This is a genomic window from Rubrivirga litoralis, from assembly GCF_031846415.1.
GTDB lineage: Bacteria > Bacteroidota > Rhodothermia > Rhodothermales > Rubricoccaceae > Rubrivirga > Rubrivirga litoralis.
The window spans coordinates 13,622-35,275 of sequence record NZ_JAVRHT010000016.1 but is presented as its reverse complement, the minus strand read 5'-3'; the positions used below and the strand labels follow the sequence as shown (position 1 = coordinate 35,275).

The window sequence follows — 21,654 nt, the reverse complement described above, 5'->3', positions numbered from 1 at the left end:
CCCGCCCCGCTCGCGGGGCGAACCCGCGCGGGCGGCGTCCCTCGGCACACGCCCCCGGCCAGTGGGGCGGGATGGTGCCGGGCGGGGCGGCTAGACGAACGGCGTCTGCTGGGCCGCCCCCGCCAGCTTCATCGTGTCGAGCGCGATTACGAGCTCCTCGTTGGTCGGGACCACCCACGCCTGGACCGGGCTGTCGAGCGTCGAGATCCGGGCCTCCGCCCCGCTCGCGGCCTCGTTGGCGTCGGCGTCGAGGACGATCCCGAGCCCCTCCAGACCATCTAGGATCTGGGCGCGGACGGGCGCCGCGAACGTGCCGATCCCGGCCGTGAACGCGACGGCGTCGAGGCCGCCCAAAACGGCGAGGTAGCGGCCGACGTAGCTTTTGACCCGGTAGCAAAACACGTCGATCGCCTGCTGACACCGGACGTCGCCGTCGGCGGCCTCGGCCAGCAGGTCGCGCATGTCGGCGGCGTAGCCGCTGAGCCCCAGGAGCCCCGAGTAGCGGTTGAGGAGCGTGTAGACCTCGGCGAGCGGCATCTCCTCTTTGTCCACGAGGTCGAACACGATCGACGGGTCGAGGTCGCCCGAGCGCGTGCCCATCACGAGCCCCTCCAGCGGCGTCATCCCCATCGACGTGTCCACGCTCCGGCCGTCGCGGATGGCGCACGCCGAGCACCCGTTGCCCAGGTGGAGCGTGAGCACGCGGCTGTCGGTCTTGTCGAGCTCCGCGAGCTCGTAGAGCCGCCGCGAGACGTAGTAGTGGCTCGTCCCGTGGAACCCGTACCGGCGGATCTTGTGGCGCCGGTAGAGCCGGTTGGGGAGCGCGTAGAGGTAGGCGTGGGGCGGGATCGTCTGGTGGAACGCCGTGTCGAACACGGCCACCTGCGGCACATCGGGGAACGTCTTCTGCGCGGCCAGGATGCCCCGGAGGTTGGCCGGGTTATGAAGTGGAGCCAAGTCGAACGCGTCGCGGATGGCGTCGACCACCTCGCCGTTGATGAGCGCCGACTCGGCGAACCGCTCGCCGCCGTGGACCACCCGGTGCCCGACGGCTTCGATGGGGGGGAGCACGTCGCGGTTCGGGCCGTCGGCCTCGCGCATCTTGCCCAGGAGCACGTCGAGGGCGACGGCGTGGTCGGGCGCGGAGAGCGACACGCGGTCGGGCTTGCCCTCGCCCAGCCGGAACGAGGCGAGGCTGGAGACGGCCCCGACCCGCTCGACCTGCCCCGACGCCAGCGTCTCCTGCGCCGCGGCGTCGATGAGGTCCACCTTCAGGGACGACGAGCCGGCGTTGATGACGAGGACGACCATGGGGGGCGGGAAACGAGGAACGGGAAGAGGCCGGGCGGAGCGCTACGAGGCAGACGGAAGATGCGACCACCCCGCCCTGCCGTGGGCGGGGCGGATTCGTAGGGACACCACGCGTGGTGTCCGCATTGGGGCGGGCCTGCAGGCCTCGGGGGCGGGGCGGCGACTGTTCGGACCGCCCCGTCCGCCCGGCAACCACCCCGCCCTTTGGGTCCTAGCCCCTCCTGGCTGCGCCGACGCTGCGCGGTGTTCAGGAGGGGGACTGCCTCGCCTCGGGCGGATGTCTGCGACACACAAGACCGCCCCGCCCGCGTTGGACACGACGCGTCGTGTCCAACGCGGGTGCCTGCGGGGGCGGGGTGGCCGGCGCCGGGCGGGGCGGGGCGGGGCGGGGCGGGGCGGGGCGGAACAAAGACGGGCACCACCCCGCCCGCGCGCCACATCCCTTATCCCGCCACGACCTGTGCGCGCTGCTGCTCGTAGGCGTCGTGGAGCGCGTCGGCGGCGGCGGCGCGGACGTCGGCGGCGGCGCCGTCGACCGGGGCGACAGCGCCGATGAACACGGCCGGGGCACTCGCCGAGGTCGACTCGCACCACGCGGCCACGCCGTCGGGGTCGAGGTCGAGGAACGCGCCGACCAGGAGGTCCCCGAACGGCTCCGTCCGGCGGACGGCGGGGTGGTCGGCGAGGCGCCGCCGGAGGCCGGCCTCCGCCTCGGCGACCTCGTCGGGCGCCTCGCGCGCGAGGATCTCCTCGGCGTCGGCGAGCGTGACGAGCGCGAACGCGAGCGGCCGGCCCTCGACCTCGGCCGCCTCCTGCTCCTCCCGGATCACGGCCGCGCGCGAGGGGCGCGCGGGCACGGGCGGGGCGGCGGGCGCGAGGTCGGAGAGGCCAGCGAGGAGGTCGGCGAACGGCCCCACCTGGCCGACGGCGGCGTCGGCGTGGGCCGGCGCCACGACCAGGAACGCCCGCGCCGCGGGCGGGGCGGCGAGCGCGCGGACGAGGACGTCGCCGGTGAACGGCCCCATCCCGCTCGGCTCGTCGAGGAGCGTGAGCTCGCCGTCCTGGGGCGCCCGGTGGAGCGGGCAGCGGTCGGCCGGGAGCGGCTCGGGGAGCCGGGCGCCGGCGGCGGCCTCGGCGACGTAGGCGTCGGCCTCCGCGTCGTAGCGGAGGACGCCGGCCGCCCCGCCCGCGTGAGCCGCGAGCGCGGCCAGCAGGTGCCGGGCCGGCTCGGCGCCGTCGGGCCAGAGCGTGGCGTCGGGGCTCACCTCGCCGTCCGCCACCGGGCCGGACGGCCGGGCGAGCGCGGGCGGGGCGGCCGCCGGGGCGGGCCGGGCCGGGCCGGGGCGGGGCGGGGCGGCGGCGCGGGCGGGCGAGGCGCTGGACTCGCGGACGGGCGACGCTCCCGGTTCGCGCGCGCGAACTTCAGAGAGCCCCAGGCTCGTCAGGTCGTCGCGGCCGAGCGCCGGGCGCGGCGGCGGCGTCGCGCGGCGGCCGCGCAGGACGACCCACGCGACGGCGGCCGCGACGAGGAGCAGGAGGAACCAACCGAGGGTGGACACGAGGGCGGGGCGGCGTCACGGGGCGGGCCGAGTAAGGTATCCGTCCGACGGGCGCTCCACAACCGGGACCGCCCCGCCCGCGGGTGCGTCTCTCCGCCCGCGCCGCGGACGGCCCCGCCGCCGGCCCGGCCCCTCCCACCCCACCCCGCCCCTCCCGTGGAGACCTACTACAAGCCCGAGCACCTGCCGCGATTCGGCGAGATCGAGGAGGGCTCGAAGCCCCTCGCCGACGCCTTCTTCAACTACTACGGCAAGGTGTTCGAGGACGGCGCGCTGACGGCGCGCGAAAAGTCGCTCATCGCGCTCGCCGTGGCCCACACGGTCCAGTGCCCGTACTGCATCGACGCCTACACGCAGGACTCGCTCGCGAAGGGCTCGGACCTGGAGCAGATGACCGAGGCCGTCCACGTGGCGACGGCCATCCGGGGCGGGGCGTCGCTCGTCCACGGGCTCCAGATGCTCGACGGCGTCAAGGCGCAGACGATGTGAGGGCGGGGCGGGGGGAGCCCGCTCCCTCTTTCCCTCCCTTTTTTCTCCTCCCCGTTTTCCGCCCCGCCTCTGCATGTCGTTCGACGCCACCGGCGACGGCTCCGCTCAGCCGATCTCGCTCCCCGTCCTCTCCGCTGAACTCGTCGCCGACGTCCAGGACGGGCCAAAGCGGACGACCAGCCTGTACGGGCGGCGGACGCCGCTCGCCGAGCCGGACGTCCAGCTCGCCGCGCTCGACGCCGTCCCGCTCGCTCTCGGCCCGACCGGGACCGGGAGCTTCCACGCCGACCTCGCGGCGTCCGGCTGGCCCGGCGGCCTCCGCCCCGCCCCGCTCGAGATCGTCCAGGTCAACGTGGGCAAGCTGTGCAACATGACGTGCCGGCACTGCCACGTCGACTCCGGCCCGGACCGGACGACCGAGAACATGGACCGCGAGGCCGTCGACGCCTGCCTCGGCGCCATCGACCGGATCCTGGCCCACCCCGACTGCGCCCTCCACACGGTCGACCTCACGGGCGGGGCGCCCGAGCTCAACCCGCACTTCGAGTACCTGGTCGACGAGTGCGTGGCGCGCGGCCTCCACGTGATCGACCGCTGCAACCTGACCATCCTGACCGTCCGCCGCTACCGGCACCTGCCCGAGTGGTTCGCCGAGCGCGGCGTCGAGGTGGCCTGCTCGCTCCCTCACTACCGCGAGCTGGGGACGGACGCGCAGCGCGGCGAGGGGACGTACGCCAAGTCGCTCAAGGCGCTCCGCGCGCTCAACGACGCCGGCTACGGCCAAAGCGACCCCGAGCGCGTGCTCACGCTCGTCACGAACCCGGTGGGGAGCTTCCTCGCTGGCAATCAGGCGTCGTTGGAGGACGAGTGGAAGGCGGCCCTCGCGCGGAACCACGGGGTTTCGTTCGACCGCCTGCTCGCGCTCAACAACATGCCCATGAGCCGCTACCTCGAGTGGCTGATCGAGAAAGGCCAGCTCGAGACGTACATGGAGCGGCTGCTGGGCGCGTTCAACCCGGGCGCCATCGACGGCGTCATGTGCCGGAACACGGTCTCGGTCGGGTGGGACGGCCGGGTCTACGACTGCGACTTCAACCAGCAGCTGGAGATGGACGCGGCCGTCCCGTTCGAGCACGTGGCCGACTTCGACCTCGACGCGTGGCAGGCGCGGGCGGTCCGCACGGCGCGCCACTGCTACGGGTGCACGGCCGGAGCGGGCTCCTCGTGCGGCGGCGCGACAGCGTAAGAAGGCAAGGGAGACGGGCAAAGGGGCAAGAGGGACCGCCCCGCCCAACGCGGGGGCGGGGCGGGACACGGGACCCGGCGAGGGCGTAGGAGGCGGCCACACCTCTCCCACCCATGCTCTCGCAGAAACACACCTGGATGCTCGTCTCGGGCGGGGCGGCCGTCGCCGCCGCCTTTGCCACCCGCTCTCTCCTCAAAGTCGGCTGGAACGCGGCGACGGGCGAGGACCCGCCCCTCAACCCGGCCTCGTCGGAGACGGCCTGGACCGAGGCGCTCACGTGGACGGTCGCGGCGTCGGTCGTGGCCGGCGTCGCGCGGCTCGCCGCCCGCCGTGCGGCCGCCCACGTCCTCGACGGTCCGGTCCCCACGGACCGCTACGACGCCTGACCGCCCCGCCCACGCGGGCGGGGCGGTACAAGACGCCAGTTGGGCTGAAGTCGCCGGGCTCGCTCCCGACCGCCCCGCCCACGAGCGACAGCCCACGCCCAGCGGAGACCGCGAACAGCAGCATCGGCGCGCCGGTCACGACGGTGTAGATCCTGGCGAGGGACAGCGGCTCGATCCGGCGGAGAACGGCGATCATGCGGGGCGGGGTGGTGGAGGCGTTCCGTGCCGAGCGCCGCGCGGCCCCGCCCCGCCCTCAGCGCTCGGCTTGGTAGGCGTCGAGGATCGCGCTCTTGAGCTCGTCCTTCGTCATCGTGCTCCGGCCGCTCACGTCGAGCTCCCGGGCGCGCTCGTACAGCTCGTCCTTGGTCAGCCCGTCGCCGTCGGCGTGGCCCAGCTCCGCCATCGTCCGGCGGACGCGGTCGGGCCAGTCGGCGACCTGCTCGCCGGCGTCGTCGGCCGCCTTCTTGGTCCGCTCGGCCTCGCGGCGGGCGGCGTCCGTGAGGAGCGCCCAGGCGTCGCGGGGGAGGTAGCGGGACATGTGGTCTCCCGCGGCGGCGTCGGCCGCCCCGCCCTCGGTCTGCCAGTCCTGGTCGGTCCACGCCTCCAGGCTCTTCTGGCTCTCGGCCTTGTCGCCGGCGTAGCCGCCGCCGCGCCGCTCGTACTCCTGCGTCAGAAGCTGCGCCTTGCGGGCCGACCACTCGCCCTCGTCACCGCCCTTGCCGCTGGCTTGGATCGCCTCCTTGATCCGCCAGCGGAGCTCAGGGTCGGTGTACTTGTCGCCGTAGTCGGCGGGGACGTCGGACGCGTCGATGTCGATCTCGTCGAGCCAGTCGTCGATGCTCTTTTCGGCCATGCGAGGGCGGGGCGGGGCGGGGTAGGCTCGTTCCACGACCGCCCCGCCCACGCGGTCCGCGGGCGGGGCGGTTCAGGGGAGGCCCGAGGGCGGGGCGGTCTCTGCGGAGTCTAGTCGCCCCGGCGCTTGGCGATGAAGTTGCTCGATCTGATCGACGACTCGCTCCAGCACTTTCTCGGCGAGATGAGCCGGCTCCTCGTCACCGATCACCTGGTCGTATGCCACTCGCACAAGCGGAGTTTGAGAACCGACTAAGCTGATTACGACGTGATCTCTCCCCGAGCGCCCGCCTACTTCCAAATGCACGTCCTGCGCCGGGTCTTCTACATATCCCCTTAGATACAACTCATACTTAAAGCTATCCCAATCAGCACGCACTAAAACTTCATCTACATCCCTGTTCCCAAGAAACTTTGTCGGCCTGTTTGCTTCGGCGTAGGTGCTGAACTCGTCCAATCCTGAGAACAAGGAGGCAAGGTCGCGTCCTCCTTCGTGGACCCGCTCAAGGAAGGGAACAACAAACCCCCGCGTAATCCGCGCCAGCGCCTCCGGCGTTCGCTCGACCGACCCGCCCGAGGTCTCCACCTCCTTCCTCAGCAGCGCCACGCGGCGGCTGAACGCCGTCGGGTCCGGCTCGCCGCGGAGGGCGCGGAGGTACAGGTCAAGCGTCGCCGTCAGCTCGTCGGCCACGAAGCGGACGAACGGGCCGAGGTCGCCGGCGTCCGCCTCCGCGAGTGCGCCGTAGTAGGCGGGCCGGTTCTCCTGGCGGATGACCGCCGGCGGGTACCCCGCCCGCATCAGGACGAGGTTCATGAGCAGGCGCGCCATCCGCCCGTTCCCGTCGTCGAACGGATGGATCGCGACGAAGCGGTGGTGGAGGTCGGCCGCGACGACGACGGCGTCCGCCCCGCCCTGCTCTACCTCTCGCCACCCCGCTCGGTAGCGGTCCACGAGGTCGGTCATGAGAGCGGGCGTCTCCTCGGGGCGCGCGTAGTAGTGCGTCTCGCCGGTCACGGTCTTGACGCTGTTCGAGAACGCTTTGAACTCGCCAGGCGTGACGGTCCGGCGCACGCGCTGGCCGTCCGCCGTCTCAGCCCACGTCTCGTAGGGCTCGCCGAGGAGCACCCGGTGAAGCTCGCGGACCGCCGCCAGCGTCAGCGGCTCGTCCGCTCCGGCGAGCCGTTCGAGGTGGTCCAGCGCCTCGCGGTGGCCCTTGATGTCGAGGTGATCCTTGAGCGGCTTCCCCTGCGCCGTCACGCCGTGCATGAGGAGCGCGCGCGTCTCGCCGTACGTGAGCGAGTTGCCCTCGATGGCGTTCGAGTGGTAGGTCCACTCCAGGCGGAGCCGCTGCATCGCCTTCCCGACCTGCTCCGGATCGAGGGGGCGCAGGGCGTCCAGCTCGTCTCGGAGAGCGCGGGCACGCTCGATCTGGGCGGCGGCTCCGAGCATCGCGGGGTCAGACACGGCTATCCGGGCGGGGTGGCGGTCTCTCCATATACGAACCGCGGCGCCCCGGTCGGGACGGTCCGCGCCTCGTCGGGCATCTCGACTTCGGGAAGATGCACGGGCGGGGCGGCGCCGTCGAGCGGGTTGGGCTCGGCCCAAAGCGTGCCCCGCGTCGTCTCCATGACCACCCAGTCTCCGGCGCGGCCGAGGACGTAGTCGCGGGTCAGCGGCACCTTGCCGTCGGGCGTGTCGAGCACGTAGGTGGGGACGGCGAAGCCGGACGTGTGGCCCCTCAGCTCGCGCATGATCGCCATGCCCGTTTCGATCGGCGTCCGCAGGTGGGCCGTGCCGCCGATGAGCTGGGCCTGGTAGAGGTAGTACGGCCGGACGCGCATCGTGACGAGCCCCTCGCACAGCGCCCGCATCGTCTCGGCGTCGTCGTTGACGCCGGCGAGGAGGACGGTCTGGTTGCCCACGGGGACGCCGGCGTCGGCCAGCCGCGCGCACGCCGCGCGGGCCTCGGGCGTGAGCTCCTTCGGGTGGTTGAAGTGCGTGTTGAGCCAGACCGGGTGGTGCCGGGCCAGCACCGCGCACAGCTCGTCCGTGATCCGCATCGGGTTGACGACGGGCAGCCGGCTCCCCAGGCGGACGACTTCGACGTGCGGGATCTGGCGGATCTCGCCCAGGAGCCAGTCCAGGTTCTGGTCCGAGAACACGAGCGGGTCGCCGCCGGTGAGCAGCACGTCGCGGATCTCGGGGTGCGCGCGGAGGTAGTCGAGCCCCGCCCGCAGCTCGTCCTTCCGCATCATGAAGTCGGCGTCGCCGACCATCCGCTTGCGGAGGCAGTACCGGCAGTAAACGGCGCACTCGGACGTGACGCAGAAGGCGACCTTGTCCGGGTAGTTGTGGACGAGGTTCTTGACCGGGCTGTGGCCGCCCTCGTCCAGCGGGTCGACCACGCCGACGATGTCGGGCTCGACCTCGGCCCGCTGCGGGACCACCTGGAGGCGGACCGGGTCGCGCTCGTCGACGGGGTCCATGAGGCTGGCATAGTACGGCGTGATGGTCCATCGGAACACGCCGCGCGTGGCCTCGATCGCCTCGCGCTCCGACGCCGTCGGGCGGACGTACCGTTCGAGGGCCTCGACCGTGTCGACGCGGTGGCGCATCTGCCAGCGCCAGTCGTCCCACTCGGCCGCCGAGCCGTTGTGCTGGGGCCGGGCCGTCATGCGCCGTCGGGCGGGGCGGGGCGGCCGCCGGAGGGCGGGGCGACCGGGACGTCGGCGGGCTTGCGGACGTACGGGTACTTCCGGTACTGCTTCAGGACCTCGGGGTCGCGCGTCGTCTCGAACGTCTCGCCGCAGAGCGAGCACGTGAACGCGATCTTTTTGGGCGCGCTCGACACGCCGTTGAAGAGCGCGAACCACCCGCCGCCGCCGTACGTCAGGTCGGCGCGGACGGCGTGGTGGTAACGGTCGAACCCGTGGGCGTTGCAGGTCGGGCGGTCGGGCACGGCGGGGGCGGGGTGGCTCCGGGTGGTACCGCCCCGCCCGGTCGCCGTTCGCGGACGGGCCGTGGATTCCACCCCGCCCGCTCGAACGTCGGCCGCGACCGTTCCGAGCAGGCCGGAGCAGGAAGGGGAGTGAGATGCCTTCGCCCTGGCTCCCCACGTCCGGCGTGGCCTCTGAAGTGCCGTGGCCCGAGCTGGGGAGGCGCTCTGCGGGAGCGGCCCCGGTGGGCGGGGCGGGGAGGAGCGCACCACCCCGCCCGGCGGGCTTCCTCTGCCCGTCCTCCCTTTTCCCTTCCCCATTTTCCCTCTTCGGGGCTCCCCGGCGGCCGACGCGCGTACAGGTCCGTCCCCTCCCACACCACCCCCCTTCCCGCTTTGTCTAGCTCCCAACCCTCCCTCGGCGTCATCGGCCTCGGCGTGATGGGCCGCAACCTCGCCCTCAACGCGCTCGACGAGGGCGTCTCCGTCGCCGGGGCCGACCTCGGCGCCGACGCCGTCGAGGGCTTCCAGCAGGAGGCCGAGGGCCGCGCCGTCGCCGCGACGACCGACTTCGACGCCTTTCTCGACGCGCTCCCGACGCCGCGGAACCTGCTCGTGATGGTCCCCGCCGGCCCGCCGGTCGACTCGGTCATCCAGTCGGTCAAGGGCAAACTGTCCGAGGGCGACCTGCTCATCGACGGCGGCAACTCGTTCTTCCGCGACACGCAGCGGCGGCAGGCCGAGATGGCCGAGGCCGGGCTTCACTTTTTCGGGATGGGCGTCTCGGGCGGGGAGGAGGGCGCCCGCCACGGGCCGAGCATGATGCCCGGCGGGCCGAGCGAGGTGTACGACCGCGTGGCCCTGATCCTGGAAGGCATGGCGGCCAAGGTCGACGGCGACCCGTGCGTCGCCCACCTCGGCGGCGGCGCCGCAGGCCACTACGTCAAGATGGTCCACAACGGGATCGAGTACGGGCTCATGCAGATCCTGGCCGAGGCCTACGACGTGTGCAAGCGCGGCCTGGGCATGGGCAACGAGCAGATGGGCGACCTGTTCGGGCGCTGGAACGAGGGCGCGCTCCAGTCCTTCCTGGTCGAGATCACGGCCGACATCCTCCACCAGCCCGACGCCGCCGGGGTCCGGCCCGACGAGGAGCCCAGCGACGAGAGCCCGCCCGAGGGCGCGACCGGCCGCTACCTCCTCGACTTTATCGCCGACCACGCGAGCCAGAAGGGGACCGGCAAGTGGACGAGCCAGGACGCCATGGACCTCGGCGTGCCCACGCCGACGATCGACGTGGCCGTCACCAGCCGCTACCTCTCGGCGCTCAAGCCCGAGCGCGTCGCGGCGGCCGAACTGCTCGGCACGCCGGCCGGCCGCGTGAGCGGGGTGGAGGCCGACGTCGTCGGCCAGCTCGGGAACGCCGTCCACGCGGCGTTCCTCGTCACCTACGCCCAAGGCTTCGCCCTCCTCAAGCGGGCGTCGGACGCCTACGAGTTCGGGCTCGACCTGGGCCAAGTCGCGCGCATCTGGCGGGGCGGCTGCATCATCCGCGCCGCCATGCTCGAGTCGTTCCGCGCGGCGTTCCGGGCCGACGGCGACTTGGACAACCTGCTCGTGGCGCCGGTCGTGGCCAAGGAGCTCAACGGGCACCAGGAGGACATCCGCGACATCACGGCCGAGGCCGTCCGCGCGGGCATCCCGGTCCCGGCGATCTCGGCGTCGCTGTCCTACCTCGACTCGTACCGGAGCGCGTGGCTGCCGGCCAACCTCGTCGCCGCCCAGCGCGACTACTTCGGCGCCCACACGTTCTCGCGCGTCGACCGCGACGGCGTGTTCCACGCCCAGTGGGCGCCGGCTGGGCTGTGAGAAACTGTTGAGCCGCCGGCTCCGAGTCTCCTCCCCCCCGGCGGGGGAGGTCGGGAGGGGAGACCCAGGACGGCCGCCCCGCCCTCGCTGGCCGCTCCGATGTCTGTCCCCTCCCTGGCCCTCCCCCGGTGGGGGAGGGGGAACCTCTACTAAACGGTTTCTGATAGCGACGGGTGACGAGTAGAGGGCGGGGTGGCGCCTGCTCAACCACCCCGCCCCCACCGTTCCCTCCTGCTCATCACTCATAACCCATTACCCGTAATGCGCGTCCCCCCCACGGTCCAGCTCGTCCTCTTCGGCGGCGGTGGCGACCTTGCCCACCGGAAGCTCGTCCCGGCCCTCTACGACCTCCACCGCGAGGGGCACCTGCCGGCCGAGGTCGACGTGGTCGGCGTCGACATGGCGGAGATGGACGACGGCGGGTTCGCGTCGTTCGCCTGCGACGCGGCCACCTCGCTCGGCCGCTTTTTCCCCAAGGACGCGGCCAACCAGGACTGGGACGCCTTCGAGGAGCGGCTGGCCTACGTCCAGGGCGACGTGACGCAGGCCGAGACGTTCGAGCGGCTCCGCGAGCGGCTCGACGCGCTCGCCCCGGACGGCGAGGCCCCGCACCGCGTGTTCTACCTGTCGGTCGCCCCGTTCCTCGTCGAGCCCATCGTGCGCGGGCTGACGGAGGCGCACCTGCTCGACGACATCGTGCGGAGCCGGATCGTCATCGAGAAGCCGTTCGGTCACGACCTCGAGAGCGCTCGGGCGCTCGACCGGACGCTCACCGAGACGATCGACGAGAGCCAGGTGTACCGGATCGACCACTACTTGGGCAAGGAGACGGTCCAGAACATGCTGGCCTTCCGGTTCGCGAACGTCCTGTTCGAGCCGATCTGGGACGCCCGTTACGTCGACCACGTTCAGATCACGGTGGCCGAGACGGTCGGCGTCGAACACCGGGGCGGGTACTACGAGGGGGCCGGGGCGCTCCGCGACATGGTCCAGAACCACCTGCTCCAACTCCTGTGCCTGGTGGCGATGGAGCCGCCCGTCGCGTTTCAGGCCGACGAGGTCCGCAACAAGAAGGTCGACGTGCTCCGGGCGGTCCGCCCGATCGCGCCCGACCGGGTGCACGAGGTGGCCGTGCGCGGCCAGTACGGGTCGGGGTTCCTGGGCGGGGCGGAGGTCCCGGCGTACCGGGCGGAGCCCAACGTCGACCCGCACTCGACGACCGAGACGTATGCCGCGCTCAAGCTCGAGGTCGACAACTGGCGCTGGCACGGCGTCCCGTTCTACCTCCGCACGGGGAAGCGGATGCCGCGGCGCGTGTCGGAGGTCTCGGTCCAGTTCCGGCCCGTCCCGCACCGGGCGTTCCCGGCCGGGGCCGACGAGGCGTGGCAGCCGAACCGGCTCGTCATCCGCATCCAGCCCGACGAGGGCATCGTGCTCCGGTTCCAGGCCAAGCGGCCCGGCCCGTCGATGCTGCTCCACCCGGTCGCCATGCGGTTCGACTACGACGACGCGTTCGAGACCCCGCCCGAGGCGTACGAGACGCTGCTCCTCGACGCCATCCGCGGCGACGCCACGCTGTTCATGCGGGCCGACCAGGTGGAGACGGCGTGGGAGGTGGTCCAGCCCGTCCTCGACGCGTGGGCCGACTCGCCGCCGGCCGAGTTCCCGAACTACGCCTCGGGCACCTGGGGGCCGGCCGCGGCCGACCGGATGCTGGCCCACGACGGCCGCTCGTGGTTCGAGCCGCTCCCGCCCGACCCCACGCCGGCCGGCATGGCGCCCGAGGCCGCCGCCGACGCGCGGCCGGCGTCGGTGGCGCAGGAGGGGTAGCGCCGCCCCGCCCCGCCCGGCACCACGCCGAGGGCGAGGCGGGGGCGGCAGGGTGCGGCCGCCCCGCCCTCGCCCTTCGTTGCGTGCCTGTTGGCTCCACCGCGGGCGGGGCGGTCGTCGGGCGGGGAGGCCGCCCCGCCCTACTCGGCACCGGGGCGCGGCAGGGTCCGTTGCCGATCCGCCACCCCACCCACGGCACGGGCGGGGCGGGCGTTGAGGCCGCCGCGCCGTGTGGGAATGCCAGCCGAGGGACACGGGGCATTTTGGTGTACCAAAGGAGACGGTGTAAGGGCCTAAATGTAGATTCGGCCGGCGCGCGCGATACCGATCCACTCACGCGCCCTCTCCCGCCTGTGCGCCGGCTCCTGCCCCTCGTCGTCCTGCTCCTCCCCGCCCTTGCGGCGGCCCAAGACCTCCCCATCCGCTGGGGGGACGTCACCGACGCCGAGCGCGCGCTCGACGCGGCCCCCGATGACCCCGACGCGGCGGCCGTCGTGCTGGGCGATGTCGGGGTGGCGGAGCTCGAATACGACCGGTACCGGAACGACTTCCGCTACACGGTCCGCCGCCACCGCCGCGTCAAGGTGCTCCGCGAGAGCGGCTACGAGCTGGGCGAGTTCGCCTACCGCTACCACCGCGACAACAAGGTCCGCAGCGTGAAGGGGCAGACGTTCGTGCCCGAACCCGACGGCTCGATGCGGCGCGTCGAGCTCGAGGGCGGGGCGGTCCTCGACGGCGACGTCGGGGAGGACCTCCGCGAGGTTCGGTTCTCGATGCCGGCTCTCACCCCAGGCGCCATCTTCGAGTTCTCGTACGTCTACGAGAGCGACAACATCTTCTCGCCGCCGCCGTGGGTCTTCCAGTCCGGCGAGCCGACGCTCGTGAGCGAGTACCGCTTCGAGGTGCCGGAGTTTTTCGACTACATGGCCTACACGCAGGGCGGCCAGGTCGAGGTGCAGCCGACCCAGGGCGACTACCGGCGCGACTGGCGGACGACCACGCTGCGGTGGACGGCCCACGACGTCCCGGCCCTCCGAGAGGAGCCGTTTACGACGACCGAGGCGGACTACGAGCAGAAGGTGCTCCTCCAGCTCCGCCGCATCAACCCGCGCAACCAGCCGACGCGGACCGTTCTCGGGACGTGGGAGAAGGTGGCCAACGAGCTCGACGGCCACAACGAGTTCGGGCGGCGCCTCCGCCCCGGCCGCCGCGTCCGTGCGCTCGCCGCCGACGCGTCGGGGACGCCGGGCGAGGTGGCCCGCGCGCTCTACGACCTCGTCCGCACGCAGTACGTGTGGAACGAGCGGGGCGGGGTGTTCGCGGAGCGCAACCTCGAGGACGTCGTCGAGACGAAGGGGGGAACGGCCGCCGAGCTCAACCTGCTCCTGGCGTCGCTCCTCCGCGAGGCCGGCGTCGCGGCCACGCCCGTCCTGCTCTCGACGCGCGGGAACGGCCGCGCGCTCGATCTCTACCCGCTCGTCAACCAGTTCGACTGGGTCGTGGTGCTGGCTGAGGTCGAGGGCGAGCCGCCCCAGCTTCTCGACGCGACCGACCCAAACCGGCCGTACGGCACGCTTCCGGTCCAGGCCCTCAGCGGAGCCGGCTGGCTCGCCGACCGCGACCGCCCCGAGTGGATCGACTTCGGGGCGCCCGGCGGCACCTCCACCTCCATCACCGTCCAGGCCGAGGTCTCGCCCGAGGGCGGGGCGGCGGGGAGCGTGCGCCTCCGGCTGGACGGGTACGCCGCGCTCGACGCGCGTACCCGACTGGACGAGGAGGCCGCCGGCGCTCCGGCCGCGGCCGCCACGCAGGCCGCCGAGGCGGCCGCCGAGGCCCCCGACGAGGTCGAGATGGAGGTGGTCTCGGTCGAGGGCGCCGGCGACCCGTACGCCCCGCTCCAGATGGACGCCACGTTCGCGGCGCCGGACGCCGGCGAGGTGGTCCTCGACGAGATCTACCTGACGCCGGCGCTCCTCATGCGGCTCGACGAGAACCCGTTCGAGCGCCCGACGCGCGCCTTCCCCGTCGACTTTGCCTACCCCTCGACGCGAACGTACGTCGCCGACCTCGCGCTCCCCGAGGGCTACGCCGTCGAGGAGGTGCCCGATCTGCTCGCGCTTACGATCCCGAGCCGGGCCGTGACCTACCGCCGCGCCGTCGTCGCGCAGCCGGGCCGGCTCGTCGTCCGCGCCGTGCTGACGGTGGCTCAGGCGCAGGTCTCGCCCGAGGAGTACCCCGCCCTGCGGAGGCTCTACGACGAGATCGTAGCGGCCGAGGGCGAGGCCGTCGTCCTGACGCGGACGGCCGCCCCGCCCCCGGCGGCCCCAGACGAAGCGGTTACAGAGGAGGCCGCCGCGGGCGGGGCGGATACGGGCGGGGCGGATACGGGCGGGGCGGAGGCCGCTTCCGAGACGGGGGGACAGCGATGACCGCCCCGCCCCGACTGACGTTTGCCGCGTGGTGCCTCGCCGCGGCGCTCTTCGCGGCCCTCCCCGCCCGCGCCCAGGACGCCGCGTTCGCCGTCACGCCCGAGACCGCCGCGTTCGCCGACGGGGCTCCGGCCGTCGTCCGGCTCTACGAGACCGAATACGACGTGGCCTCGCCCGGACGCGCGACGACGCGCGTGCGCCTGGTGACGACGGCGTTCGGGCCGGCGGGGCGGGAGGCGGCCGGGGCGCTCCGCCTCGTCCACGGCGGGTTCCGCGACCTACGCCGCGTCGAGGGCACGCTCCGCGACGCGGACGGCCGCGTCGTCGGTACGGCGGGCGGGCGCGACGGCGAGGACCGCGCGCTGACGTCGCTCTACGAGGACCTCCGGCTCCGCTCCGTCGAGCTCTACGGCGACCGCTACCCGTTCACGGTCGAGTGGGCGTACGAGATCGAGCACCGCGGCGTCCTCGGCTGGCCGACGTGGCGGCCGCAGCCGGAGGGCCGCCCGGTCGAGTCGGCCGCGTTCTGGCTCGAGGTCCCGTCCGAGGCGCTCGTGCGGACGTGGACGCGCGACTTGGGCGAGGGCGTCCGCGTCCGGTCGGGCGGGCGCGACCGCTACGCGTGGGGCCTCGCCGACCGCCCCGCCGCCGAGGCGGAGCCGTTCGGGCCGCCGTGGTGGGACCAGCTCCCCGAGCTCCGGCTGGGGACCGACCGCTTCGAAATCGGGGACGCTCCGGGCCGGCTCGACTCGTGGGACGCGTTCGGGGCGTGGTACGGCGGGCTGTCGCAGGACCGGCAGGCGCTCCCCGAGGCCGCCCGCGCCGCGGTCCACCAGATCATCGAGGGCGCAGCGACGGACCGCGAAAAGGCCCGGCGCCTGTACCGGCACCTCCAGCAGACGACGCGCTACGTGAGCGTCCAACTCGGGCTGGGCGGCTGGCAGCCGTTCGACGCGGCTTATGTGTTCGAGCGGCGCTACGGCGACTGCAAGGCGCTCACGAACTACATGCAGGCCCTGCTCGCCGAAGCCGGCATCGCGTCCGACCCGGTCCTGGTCGAGGCCGGCGAGCACGGCTCAGCGCTCGCCGAGGACTTTCCGGACAACGCGTTCAATCACGTCGTCCTCCGCGTGGCGCTCCCCGACGAGGCCGAACTGCCGATGCGGACGGCCCCGATTCGGACGGGCGCGGCGTGGCTCGAATGCACGAGCCCCTACGCCGCCTTCGACCACCTCGGCGCCTTTACCGAGGGCCGCCCCGCCCTCCGCGTGACCGACACCGGCGGCGAGCTTGTCCAGACGCCCGTGAGCGCGCCCGACGCCAACCGGACGCTCCGCACGGCGACCGTGCGCCTCGACGAGCGGGGCGGGGCGGAGGCCGACGTCGCGTGGGCGCTGCGCGGCGAGCCGCGCGCCGACGCCCTCGCCGCGTTCGACCGGACCACGTCGGCCGAGCACGCCGGCGTGCTCCGCGAGGTGACGGGCCTCCCCAGCCTCGACGTCCTCGACTTCGACCTGTCCGGCGCGGCCGAACGGCCCGACGAGATCACGATCGGCGCGCGGCTCCGCATCGCCCACGCCGCGCGGCGGGCGGGCGGGCGGCTCCTGGTCAGCCTCGTCCCGTTCGCGGGCGCGGCGCCGGCGCTGCCCCGCGTGGACGCGCGCACGCAGCCGGTGTGGCTGGGGTCGGCCTCGGCCGAGCGCGACACGGTTCGCTTCGTGCTCCCCGAGGGCTACGCCGTGCACCGCCTCCCCGAGCCGGTCCAGATCGTGAGTCCGGCCGGGCGCTACCGTCTGGAGGCGGAGACGGCGGACGACGGGGCGCTCGTCGTCGTCCGCGAGCTCGTCGTGGAGACGCCGCGCCTGCCGGCGGAGGCGTACGACGAGGCGCGCACCTTTTTCGCCGCCGTCGCCCGCGCCGACGCCGAGCAGGCCGTCCTCCGAACGGAGCGGTAATCCAGGCGCCGCCCCACCCCGACCTGGCCGCCCCGCCCGCGCAGAATCGGTGGAGTCCGCTGCTGGGCGGGGCGGCGCCGCCCGCGTGCGTAGGATGGTCCGTTCCGCCCTCCACGACCGCCCCGCCCATGTCGCCTCTCGCTCGTCGCACGCTCGTCGGCTCCGCCCTCGCGGGCGGGGCGGTCGCCGCCGGTGCCGCCGCCCTCCGCCACCCCGTGTTCGGGGCCGCGCCCGAGGGCGAGCGGCTCGCCCGGATGCGGCGGTCGCCGCAGTGGCGGGACGGCCGGTTCCAGAACCCCGAGGGCACGCGCGTGGGCGCCTCGCTGGGGGCCGCGTGGGCGTGGCTGACGGACCGGGCCGCCGACCGCCGCCCGGGCGGGGCGGTCCCGACGGTGCCCCGCCGCGCCGTCTCGTTCACGGCCCCGCAGGACCTCCGCGTGACGTGGCTCGGCCACTCGACGGCGCTCCTGGAAGTAGAGGGCGCGCGCCTCCTGACGGACCCCGTCTGGAGCCCGACGGCGTCGCCGGGCGCGGCGTTCGGGGTCCGGCGCTTTTTCGAGCCGCCGCTCCCGCTCGACCAGGTCCCCTCGCTCGACGCCGTCCTCGTCACACACGACCACTACGACCACCTCGACTGGCAGACCGTCCGGGCGCTCGTGCCGAGCGTGCCGCGGTGGCTGGTCCCGCTCGGCGTCGGCGCGCACCTGGAGGCGTGGGGCGTGCCGGCCGATCGGATCACCGAGCTCGACTGGTGGGAGGAGGCGACGGTCGCCGGGCTCCGCGTGGTCGCCACGCCGGCCCGCCACTTTTCGGGCCGCACGCTGGGCGACCGCGACCGGACGCTGTGGTGCGGGTGGGCCGTCCTGGGACGCGACCGCCGCGTCTACGTCACGGGCGACGGCGGGTACCAAGTGGCGTTCGCCGAAGTCGGCCGGCGGCTCGGGCCGTTCGACGCCACGCTCGTCGAGGTCGGTGCGTACAACGCGCTCTGGGCCGACATCCACATGGGGCCGGAGCAGGCCGTGCGCGCCGTCCAGGACGCCCGCGGCGGGCTCATGCTCCCGGTCCACTGGGGCACGTTCGACCTCGCGCTCCACGGGTGGACCGAGCCCGTCGAGCGGGCGCTCGTGGCCGCGGACGCCGCCGGCGTGCCCATCGTGGTGCCGCGCCCGGGCGAGAGCGTGTTCCCGTTCGCCCCGCCCCCGCCCGAGCGGTGGTGGCCGGAGTTGGACTGGCAGACGGCGGCCGAGGCGCCGGTCGTGTCGAGCGGGGTGGGGCGGTAGGTCAGTAAGTTATTAAGTCGGTGGGTCAGGCCGCCCCGCCCGGCAGGCCCGCCTGCGTCGGGCGGGGTGGTGGGCCGTGTCGTAGGGACACGGCTCGCCGTGTCCGCCGGAGGGCGGGGCGGTCATCGTCCGCTCGCCGCTCGCGCTGGTCCACCCCGCCCGCGTGGAGTAGAGCGGTGCACCGCGCCGCTTCCTGAGGGCGGGGCGGGGCGGACGCCGCGGGCCGCCCCGCCCGCGCGTTGCGCCGCTCGCGTCGGGTGGGGCGGACCCGCCGGGCCGGCCGATGTCACAGCGTCGTCACCGGGCGGCGGTACTCGTGGGCCGCCCCGCCCCGTTCTCCCAGGCCGCCCCGCCCCCGGCCCGCCTTGCTCTGCCCGCCCCGCCCGACAGCGGACCCGGCGGGCGGGGTGGAACGGCAGGGTAGGGCGGCGTGTAGCCCCCGATCTGGCCCAGCCCAACCCCGTGGACGACAGCATCCTGATCCGCGGCGCCCGCGAGCACAACCTCCAAGGCGTCGACCTCGACATCCCCCGCAACGAGCTCGTAGTCGTGACCGGCCTGTCGGGGAGCGGCAAGTCGTCGCTCGCGTTCGACACGATCTACGCCGAGGGCCAGCGGCGCTACATGGAGTCGCTCTCCAGCTACGCGCGCCAGTTCCTGGGCGTCATGGAGCGGCCGGACGTCGACTTTATCGACGGGCTCTCGCCGGTCATCGCCATCGAGCAGAAGACCGTGAGCCGCAATCCGCGCTCGACGGTCGGCACGGTGACGGAGATCTACGACTTTCTCCGGCTCCTCTACGCCCGCGCCGCCGAGGCGTATTCGTACAAGTCGGGCCGGCCCATGCGGCGGCAGTCGGACGACGAGATCATCGACGCCATCGCCGCCTTCCCCGAGGGCACGCGCGTGCAGATCCTGGCGCCGGTCGTGCGCGGGCGAAAAGGGCACTACCGCGACCTCTTCGAGCAAGTCGCCAAGCAGGGGTTCTCGCGCGTCCGCGCCGACGGCGAGGTCCGCGAGATCGAGAAGGGCATGCAGCTCGACCGCTACGCGATCCACGACGTCGAGGTCGTCGTCGACCGGCTCGTCGTCAAAGACGGCATCCGGCCGCGCGTGGCGCAGGCGGCCGAGATCGCGCTCGGCATGGGCGGCGGCACGCTCATCGCCCAGGTCGACCGCGTGCCCGCCCCGCCCGCGGACGGCGGGGGCGGGGCGGCTGCGGGCGGGGTGGTAGTCGAGCCCGGCGACGTCCTGTTCTCGCGCCACCTCACGGCCCCCGAGGACGGGCTGAGCTATGAGGACCCCTCGCCCAACACGTTCAGCTTCAACAGCCCCTACGGCGCGTGCCCGGCGTGCAACGGGTTGGGCGTGCGCAAGGAGATCGACCCCGGCCTCGTGGTCCCCGACGACGCCAAAACCATCGCCCAGGGCGGGGTGGCGGCGCTGGGCAAGCCCAAGGACGTGTGGGTCTTTAGCCAGCTCCGCGCCGTCGCCGAGGTCTACGGGTTCGACTTCGAGACGCCCATCCGCGACCTCACCGACGCCCAGCGCGGCGTGCTCCTGGGCGGGGCGGGCGACGAGCAGTTCGACATCGCCTACAAGTACAAGGGCCGCGAGGTCGTCTACCAGCACCGCTACGGCGGCGTCTACGGGCACGTCCAGCACACGCTGGACAACGCCTCATCGAAGACGCAGCGCCAGTGGGCCGAGGCGTTCATGCGGCTCCTCCCGTGCGGCGTCTGCGGCGGCGGCCGCCTCAAGCCGGAGTCGCTGAGCTACCGGATCGGCAACACGCACACCTACGAGGGCGACCAGAGCATCGCGGACCTCGTGCAGCTCGACCTCCGCGCGCTCCGCGCGTGGTTCGAGGGTCTGGAGCTGGAGGGCCGGCAGGAGACGATCGGCGGGCCGGTCGTCAAGGAGATCTGCGAGCGCCTGGACTTCCTTCTCAACGTCGGCCTGGACTACCTCACGCTCGACCGCCCCGCCCGCACGCTCTCGGGCGGGGAGTCGCAGCGGATTCGGCTGGCGACCCAGATCGGGACGCAGCTGACGGGCGTGCTCTACGTGCTCGACGAGCCGTCCATCGGGCTCCACCCGCGCGACAACGCCAAGCTCATCGCGTCGCTGACGGCGCTCCGCGACCTGGGCAACTCCGTCCTCGTGGTCGAGCACGACCGCGAGATGATCGAGGCGGCCGACTTCGTGGTCGACCTGGGGCCGGGCGCCGGCGAGTTCGGCGGCAAGCTGCTCGCGGCCGGCCCGCCGTCCCAGATCGCCGACGTGTCGGGCGACGGCGCCCCGCCCGCGTCGCTCACGACGGCCTACCTCTCCGGCCTCCGCGCCGTGCCCACGCCGGCCCCGAGCGAGCGCCGGACGGGGACGGGCAACGTGCTGCGGCTGGAGGGCGCGCGCGGCCACAACCTCAAGGACGTGACCGTCGAGGTCCCGCTGGGCACGCTGACCGTGGTCACGGGCGTGAGCGGCTCGGGCAAGTCGTCGCTCGTCAACCAGACGCTCGCCCCGATCCTGTCGTCGCACTTCCACAACGCGACGGCCGTCCCGCTCCCGTACCGCGAGGTCGAGGGCCTGGAGCACCTGGACAAGACGATCGTCATCGACCAGAGCCCGATCGGGCGCACGCCGCGGTCGAACCCGGCGACCTACACGGGCCTGTTCACGCTCATCCGCGACCTGTTCGCGCGGCTGCCCGAGTCCGAGATCCGCGGCTACAAGCCGGGCCGGTTCTCGTTCAACGTCAAGGGCGGGCGGTGCGAGACGTGCAAGGGGGCCGGCATCGTGAAGCTGGAGATGAACTTCCTCCCCGACGTTTACGTCGAGTGCGAGACGTGCAAGGGGCAGCGCTATAACGCCGAAACGCTGGCCGTCCGCTACAAGGGCAAGAACATCGCGGAAGTGCTGGAGATGCCGGTGTCGGAGGCCCTGGAGTTTTTGGGCGCCGTGCCGCGAATCGCGCGCAAGCTCCGCACGCTCGACGCCGTCGGCCTGGGCTACATCCGGCTGGGCCAGCAGGCGACGACGCTCTCGGGCGGGGAGGCGCAGCGGATCAAGCTGTCGAAGGAGCTCTCGCGGCCGGGCACGGGCCAGACGCTCTACATCCTCGACGAGCCCACGACGGGGCTCCACTTCGAGGACGTCCGCCACCTGCTCATCGTGCTCCAGGCGCTCGTCGACAAGGGCAACACGGTGCTCGTCATCGAGCACAACATGGACGTGGCCAAGCAGGCCGACTGGGTCCTCGACCTGGGGCCGGAGGGCGGGGCGGGCGGCGGCCACCTGCTCTACGCCGGTCCGCCCGAAGGGCTCGCGGACGCCGACAGCCCGACGGCCCCGTTCCTCGCCGAGGAGCTCGCACGCGCGGGCGGGGCGGGCCTCGACGTGCGCCCCATCGACCTCGACGCGCTCGTGAGTGGCGACGACGACGACGACACGGACGACGTAGAGGAGGACGAGCCGGAGGCGGAGGAGGCGTAGCGGGCAGACGCGCC

Annotated in this window: 15 protein-coding genes; 9 read left to right on the top strand and 6 right to left on the bottom strand. The window is 73.4% G+C overall.

Annotated elements, in window-relative coordinates; genetic code table 11:
* Positions 1 to 90: 90 nt before the first annotated feature.
* Both RM540_RS08240 and RM540_RS08235 read right to left on the bottom strand, forming a co-directional pair.
* Complete coding sequence (locus tag RM540_RS08240; RefSeq protein ID WP_311663076.1) at positions 91 to 1,311, bottom strand: acetate/propionate family kinase; 1,221 nt, start codon at positions 1,309 to 1,311, stop codon at positions 91 to 93.
* 443 nt (positions 1,312 to 1,754) lie between these two features.
* A complete protein-coding gene (locus RM540_RS08235; RefSeq protein WP_311663075.1) occupies positions 1,755 to 2,870 on the bottom strand; it encodes a hypothetical protein in 1,116 nt (371 codons plus the stop codon).
* A gap of 156 nt (positions 2,871 to 3,026) precedes the next feature.
* Here RM540_RS08235 and RM540_RS08230 point away from each other — a divergent pair, with 156 nt between their 5' ends.
* The 3 genes from RM540_RS08230 (at position 3,027) to RM540_RS08220 (ending at position 4,991) form a co-directional block, all read left to right on the top strand.
* On the top strand, positions 3,027 to 3,359 hold the full coding sequence (locus RM540_RS08230; RefSeq protein WP_311663074.1) for an arsenosugar biosynthesis-associated peroxidase-like protein: 333 nt from the start codon (positions 3,027 to 3,029) through the stop codon (positions 3,357 to 3,359).
* Positions 3,360 to 3,432: 73 nt separating this feature from the next.
* The gene (gene arsS, locus RM540_RS08225) at positions 3,433 to 4,605 is read left to right on the top strand and encodes an arsenosugar biosynthesis radical SAM (seleno)protein ArsS (RefSeq protein ID WP_311663073.1); all 1,173 of its coding nucleotides are present in this window, start codon (positions 3,433 to 3,435) and stop codon (positions 4,603 to 4,605) included.
* A 113-nt stretch (positions 4,606 to 4,718) separates the two neighbouring features.
* Positions 4,719 to 4,991 carry a DUF4235 domain-containing protein gene (locus RM540_RS08220; RefSeq protein ID WP_311663072.1) on the top strand — a complete coding sequence of 91 codons (273 nt, stop codon included), beginning with the start codon at positions 4,719 to 4,721 and terminating at the stop codon, positions 4,989 to 4,991.
* A gap of 253 nt (positions 4,992 to 5,244) precedes the next feature.
* Here RM540_RS08220 and RM540_RS08215 read toward each other — a convergent pair whose 3' ends face one another.
* The 4 genes from RM540_RS08215 to RM540_RS08200 form a co-directional block, all read right to left on the bottom strand.
* On the bottom strand, positions 5,245 to 5,844 hold the full coding sequence (locus RM540_RS08215; RefSeq protein WP_311663071.1) for a hypothetical protein: 600 nt from the start codon (positions 5,842 to 5,844) through the stop codon (positions 5,245 to 5,247).
* Between the two features lie 72 nt (positions 5,845 to 5,916).
* Positions 5,917 to 7,308, bottom strand: a complete 1,392-nt coding sequence (locus RM540_RS08210) for a Fic family protein (protein WP_311663070.1) — start codon at positions 7,306 to 7,308, stop codon at positions 5,917 to 5,919.
* A gap of 2 nt (positions 7,309 to 7,310) precedes the next feature.
* Complete coding sequence (locus tag RM540_RS08205) at positions 7,311 to 8,519, bottom strand: KamA family radical SAM protein (protein ID WP_311663069.1); 1,209 nt, start codon at positions 8,517 to 8,519, stop codon at positions 7,311 to 7,313.
* Positions 8,516 to 8,803 carry a hypothetical protein gene (locus RM540_RS08200; protein WP_311663068.1) on the bottom strand — a complete coding sequence of 96 codons (288 nt, stop codon included), beginning with the start codon at positions 8,801 to 8,803 and terminating at the stop codon, positions 8,516 to 8,518. The genes RM540_RS08205 and RM540_RS08200 overlap by 4 nt, the downstream gene beginning before the upstream one ends.
* A 372-nt stretch (positions 8,804 to 9,175) precedes the next feature.
* On the opposite strand from RM540_RS08200, the gene gndA reads away from it, so the two are divergent.
* From gndA to uvrA, 6 genes are all read left to right on the top strand, one after another.
* On the top strand, positions 9,176 to 10,648 hold the full coding sequence (gndA, locus tag RM540_RS08195; RefSeq protein ID WP_311663067.1) for an NADP-dependent phosphogluconate dehydrogenase: 1,473 nt from the start codon (positions 9,176 to 9,178) through the stop codon (positions 10,646 to 10,648).
* A gap of 261 nt (positions 10,649 to 10,909) precedes the next feature.
* Positions 10,910 to 12,478 (top strand): glucose-6-phosphate dehydrogenase, encoded by a 1,569-nt coding sequence (gene zwf, locus RM540_RS08190; RefSeq protein ID WP_311663066.1) that lies wholly within the window; start codon positions 10,910 to 10,912, stop codon positions 12,476 to 12,478.
* 353 nt (positions 12,479 to 12,831) lie between these two features.
* Complete coding sequence (locus tag RM540_RS08185) at positions 12,832 to 14,907, top strand: DUF3857 domain-containing protein (protein WP_311663065.1); 2,076 nt, start codon at positions 12,832 to 12,834, stop codon at positions 14,905 to 14,907.
* Positions 14,904 to 16,862, top strand: a complete 1,959-nt coding sequence (locus tag RM540_RS08180; protein WP_311663064.1) for a DUF3858 domain-containing protein — start codon at positions 14,904 to 14,906, stop codon at positions 16,860 to 16,862. The genes RM540_RS08185 and RM540_RS08180 overlap by 4 nt, the downstream gene beginning before the upstream one ends.
* A gap of 128 nt (positions 16,863 to 16,990) precedes the next feature.
* Complete coding sequence (locus RM540_RS08175; protein WP_311663063.1) at positions 16,991 to 18,145, top strand: MBL fold metallo-hydrolase; 1,155 nt, start codon at positions 16,991 to 16,993, stop codon at positions 18,143 to 18,145.
* A 462-nt stretch (positions 18,146 to 18,607) separates the two neighbouring features.
* Positions 18,608 to 21,640, top strand: coding sequence for an excinuclease ABC subunit UvrA (uvrA, locus tag RM540_RS08170; protein ID WP_311663062.1), 3,033 nt, complete (start codon positions 18,608 to 18,610; stop codon positions 21,638 to 21,640).
* The last annotated feature ends 14 nt before the right edge of the window (positions 21,641 to 21,654 follow it).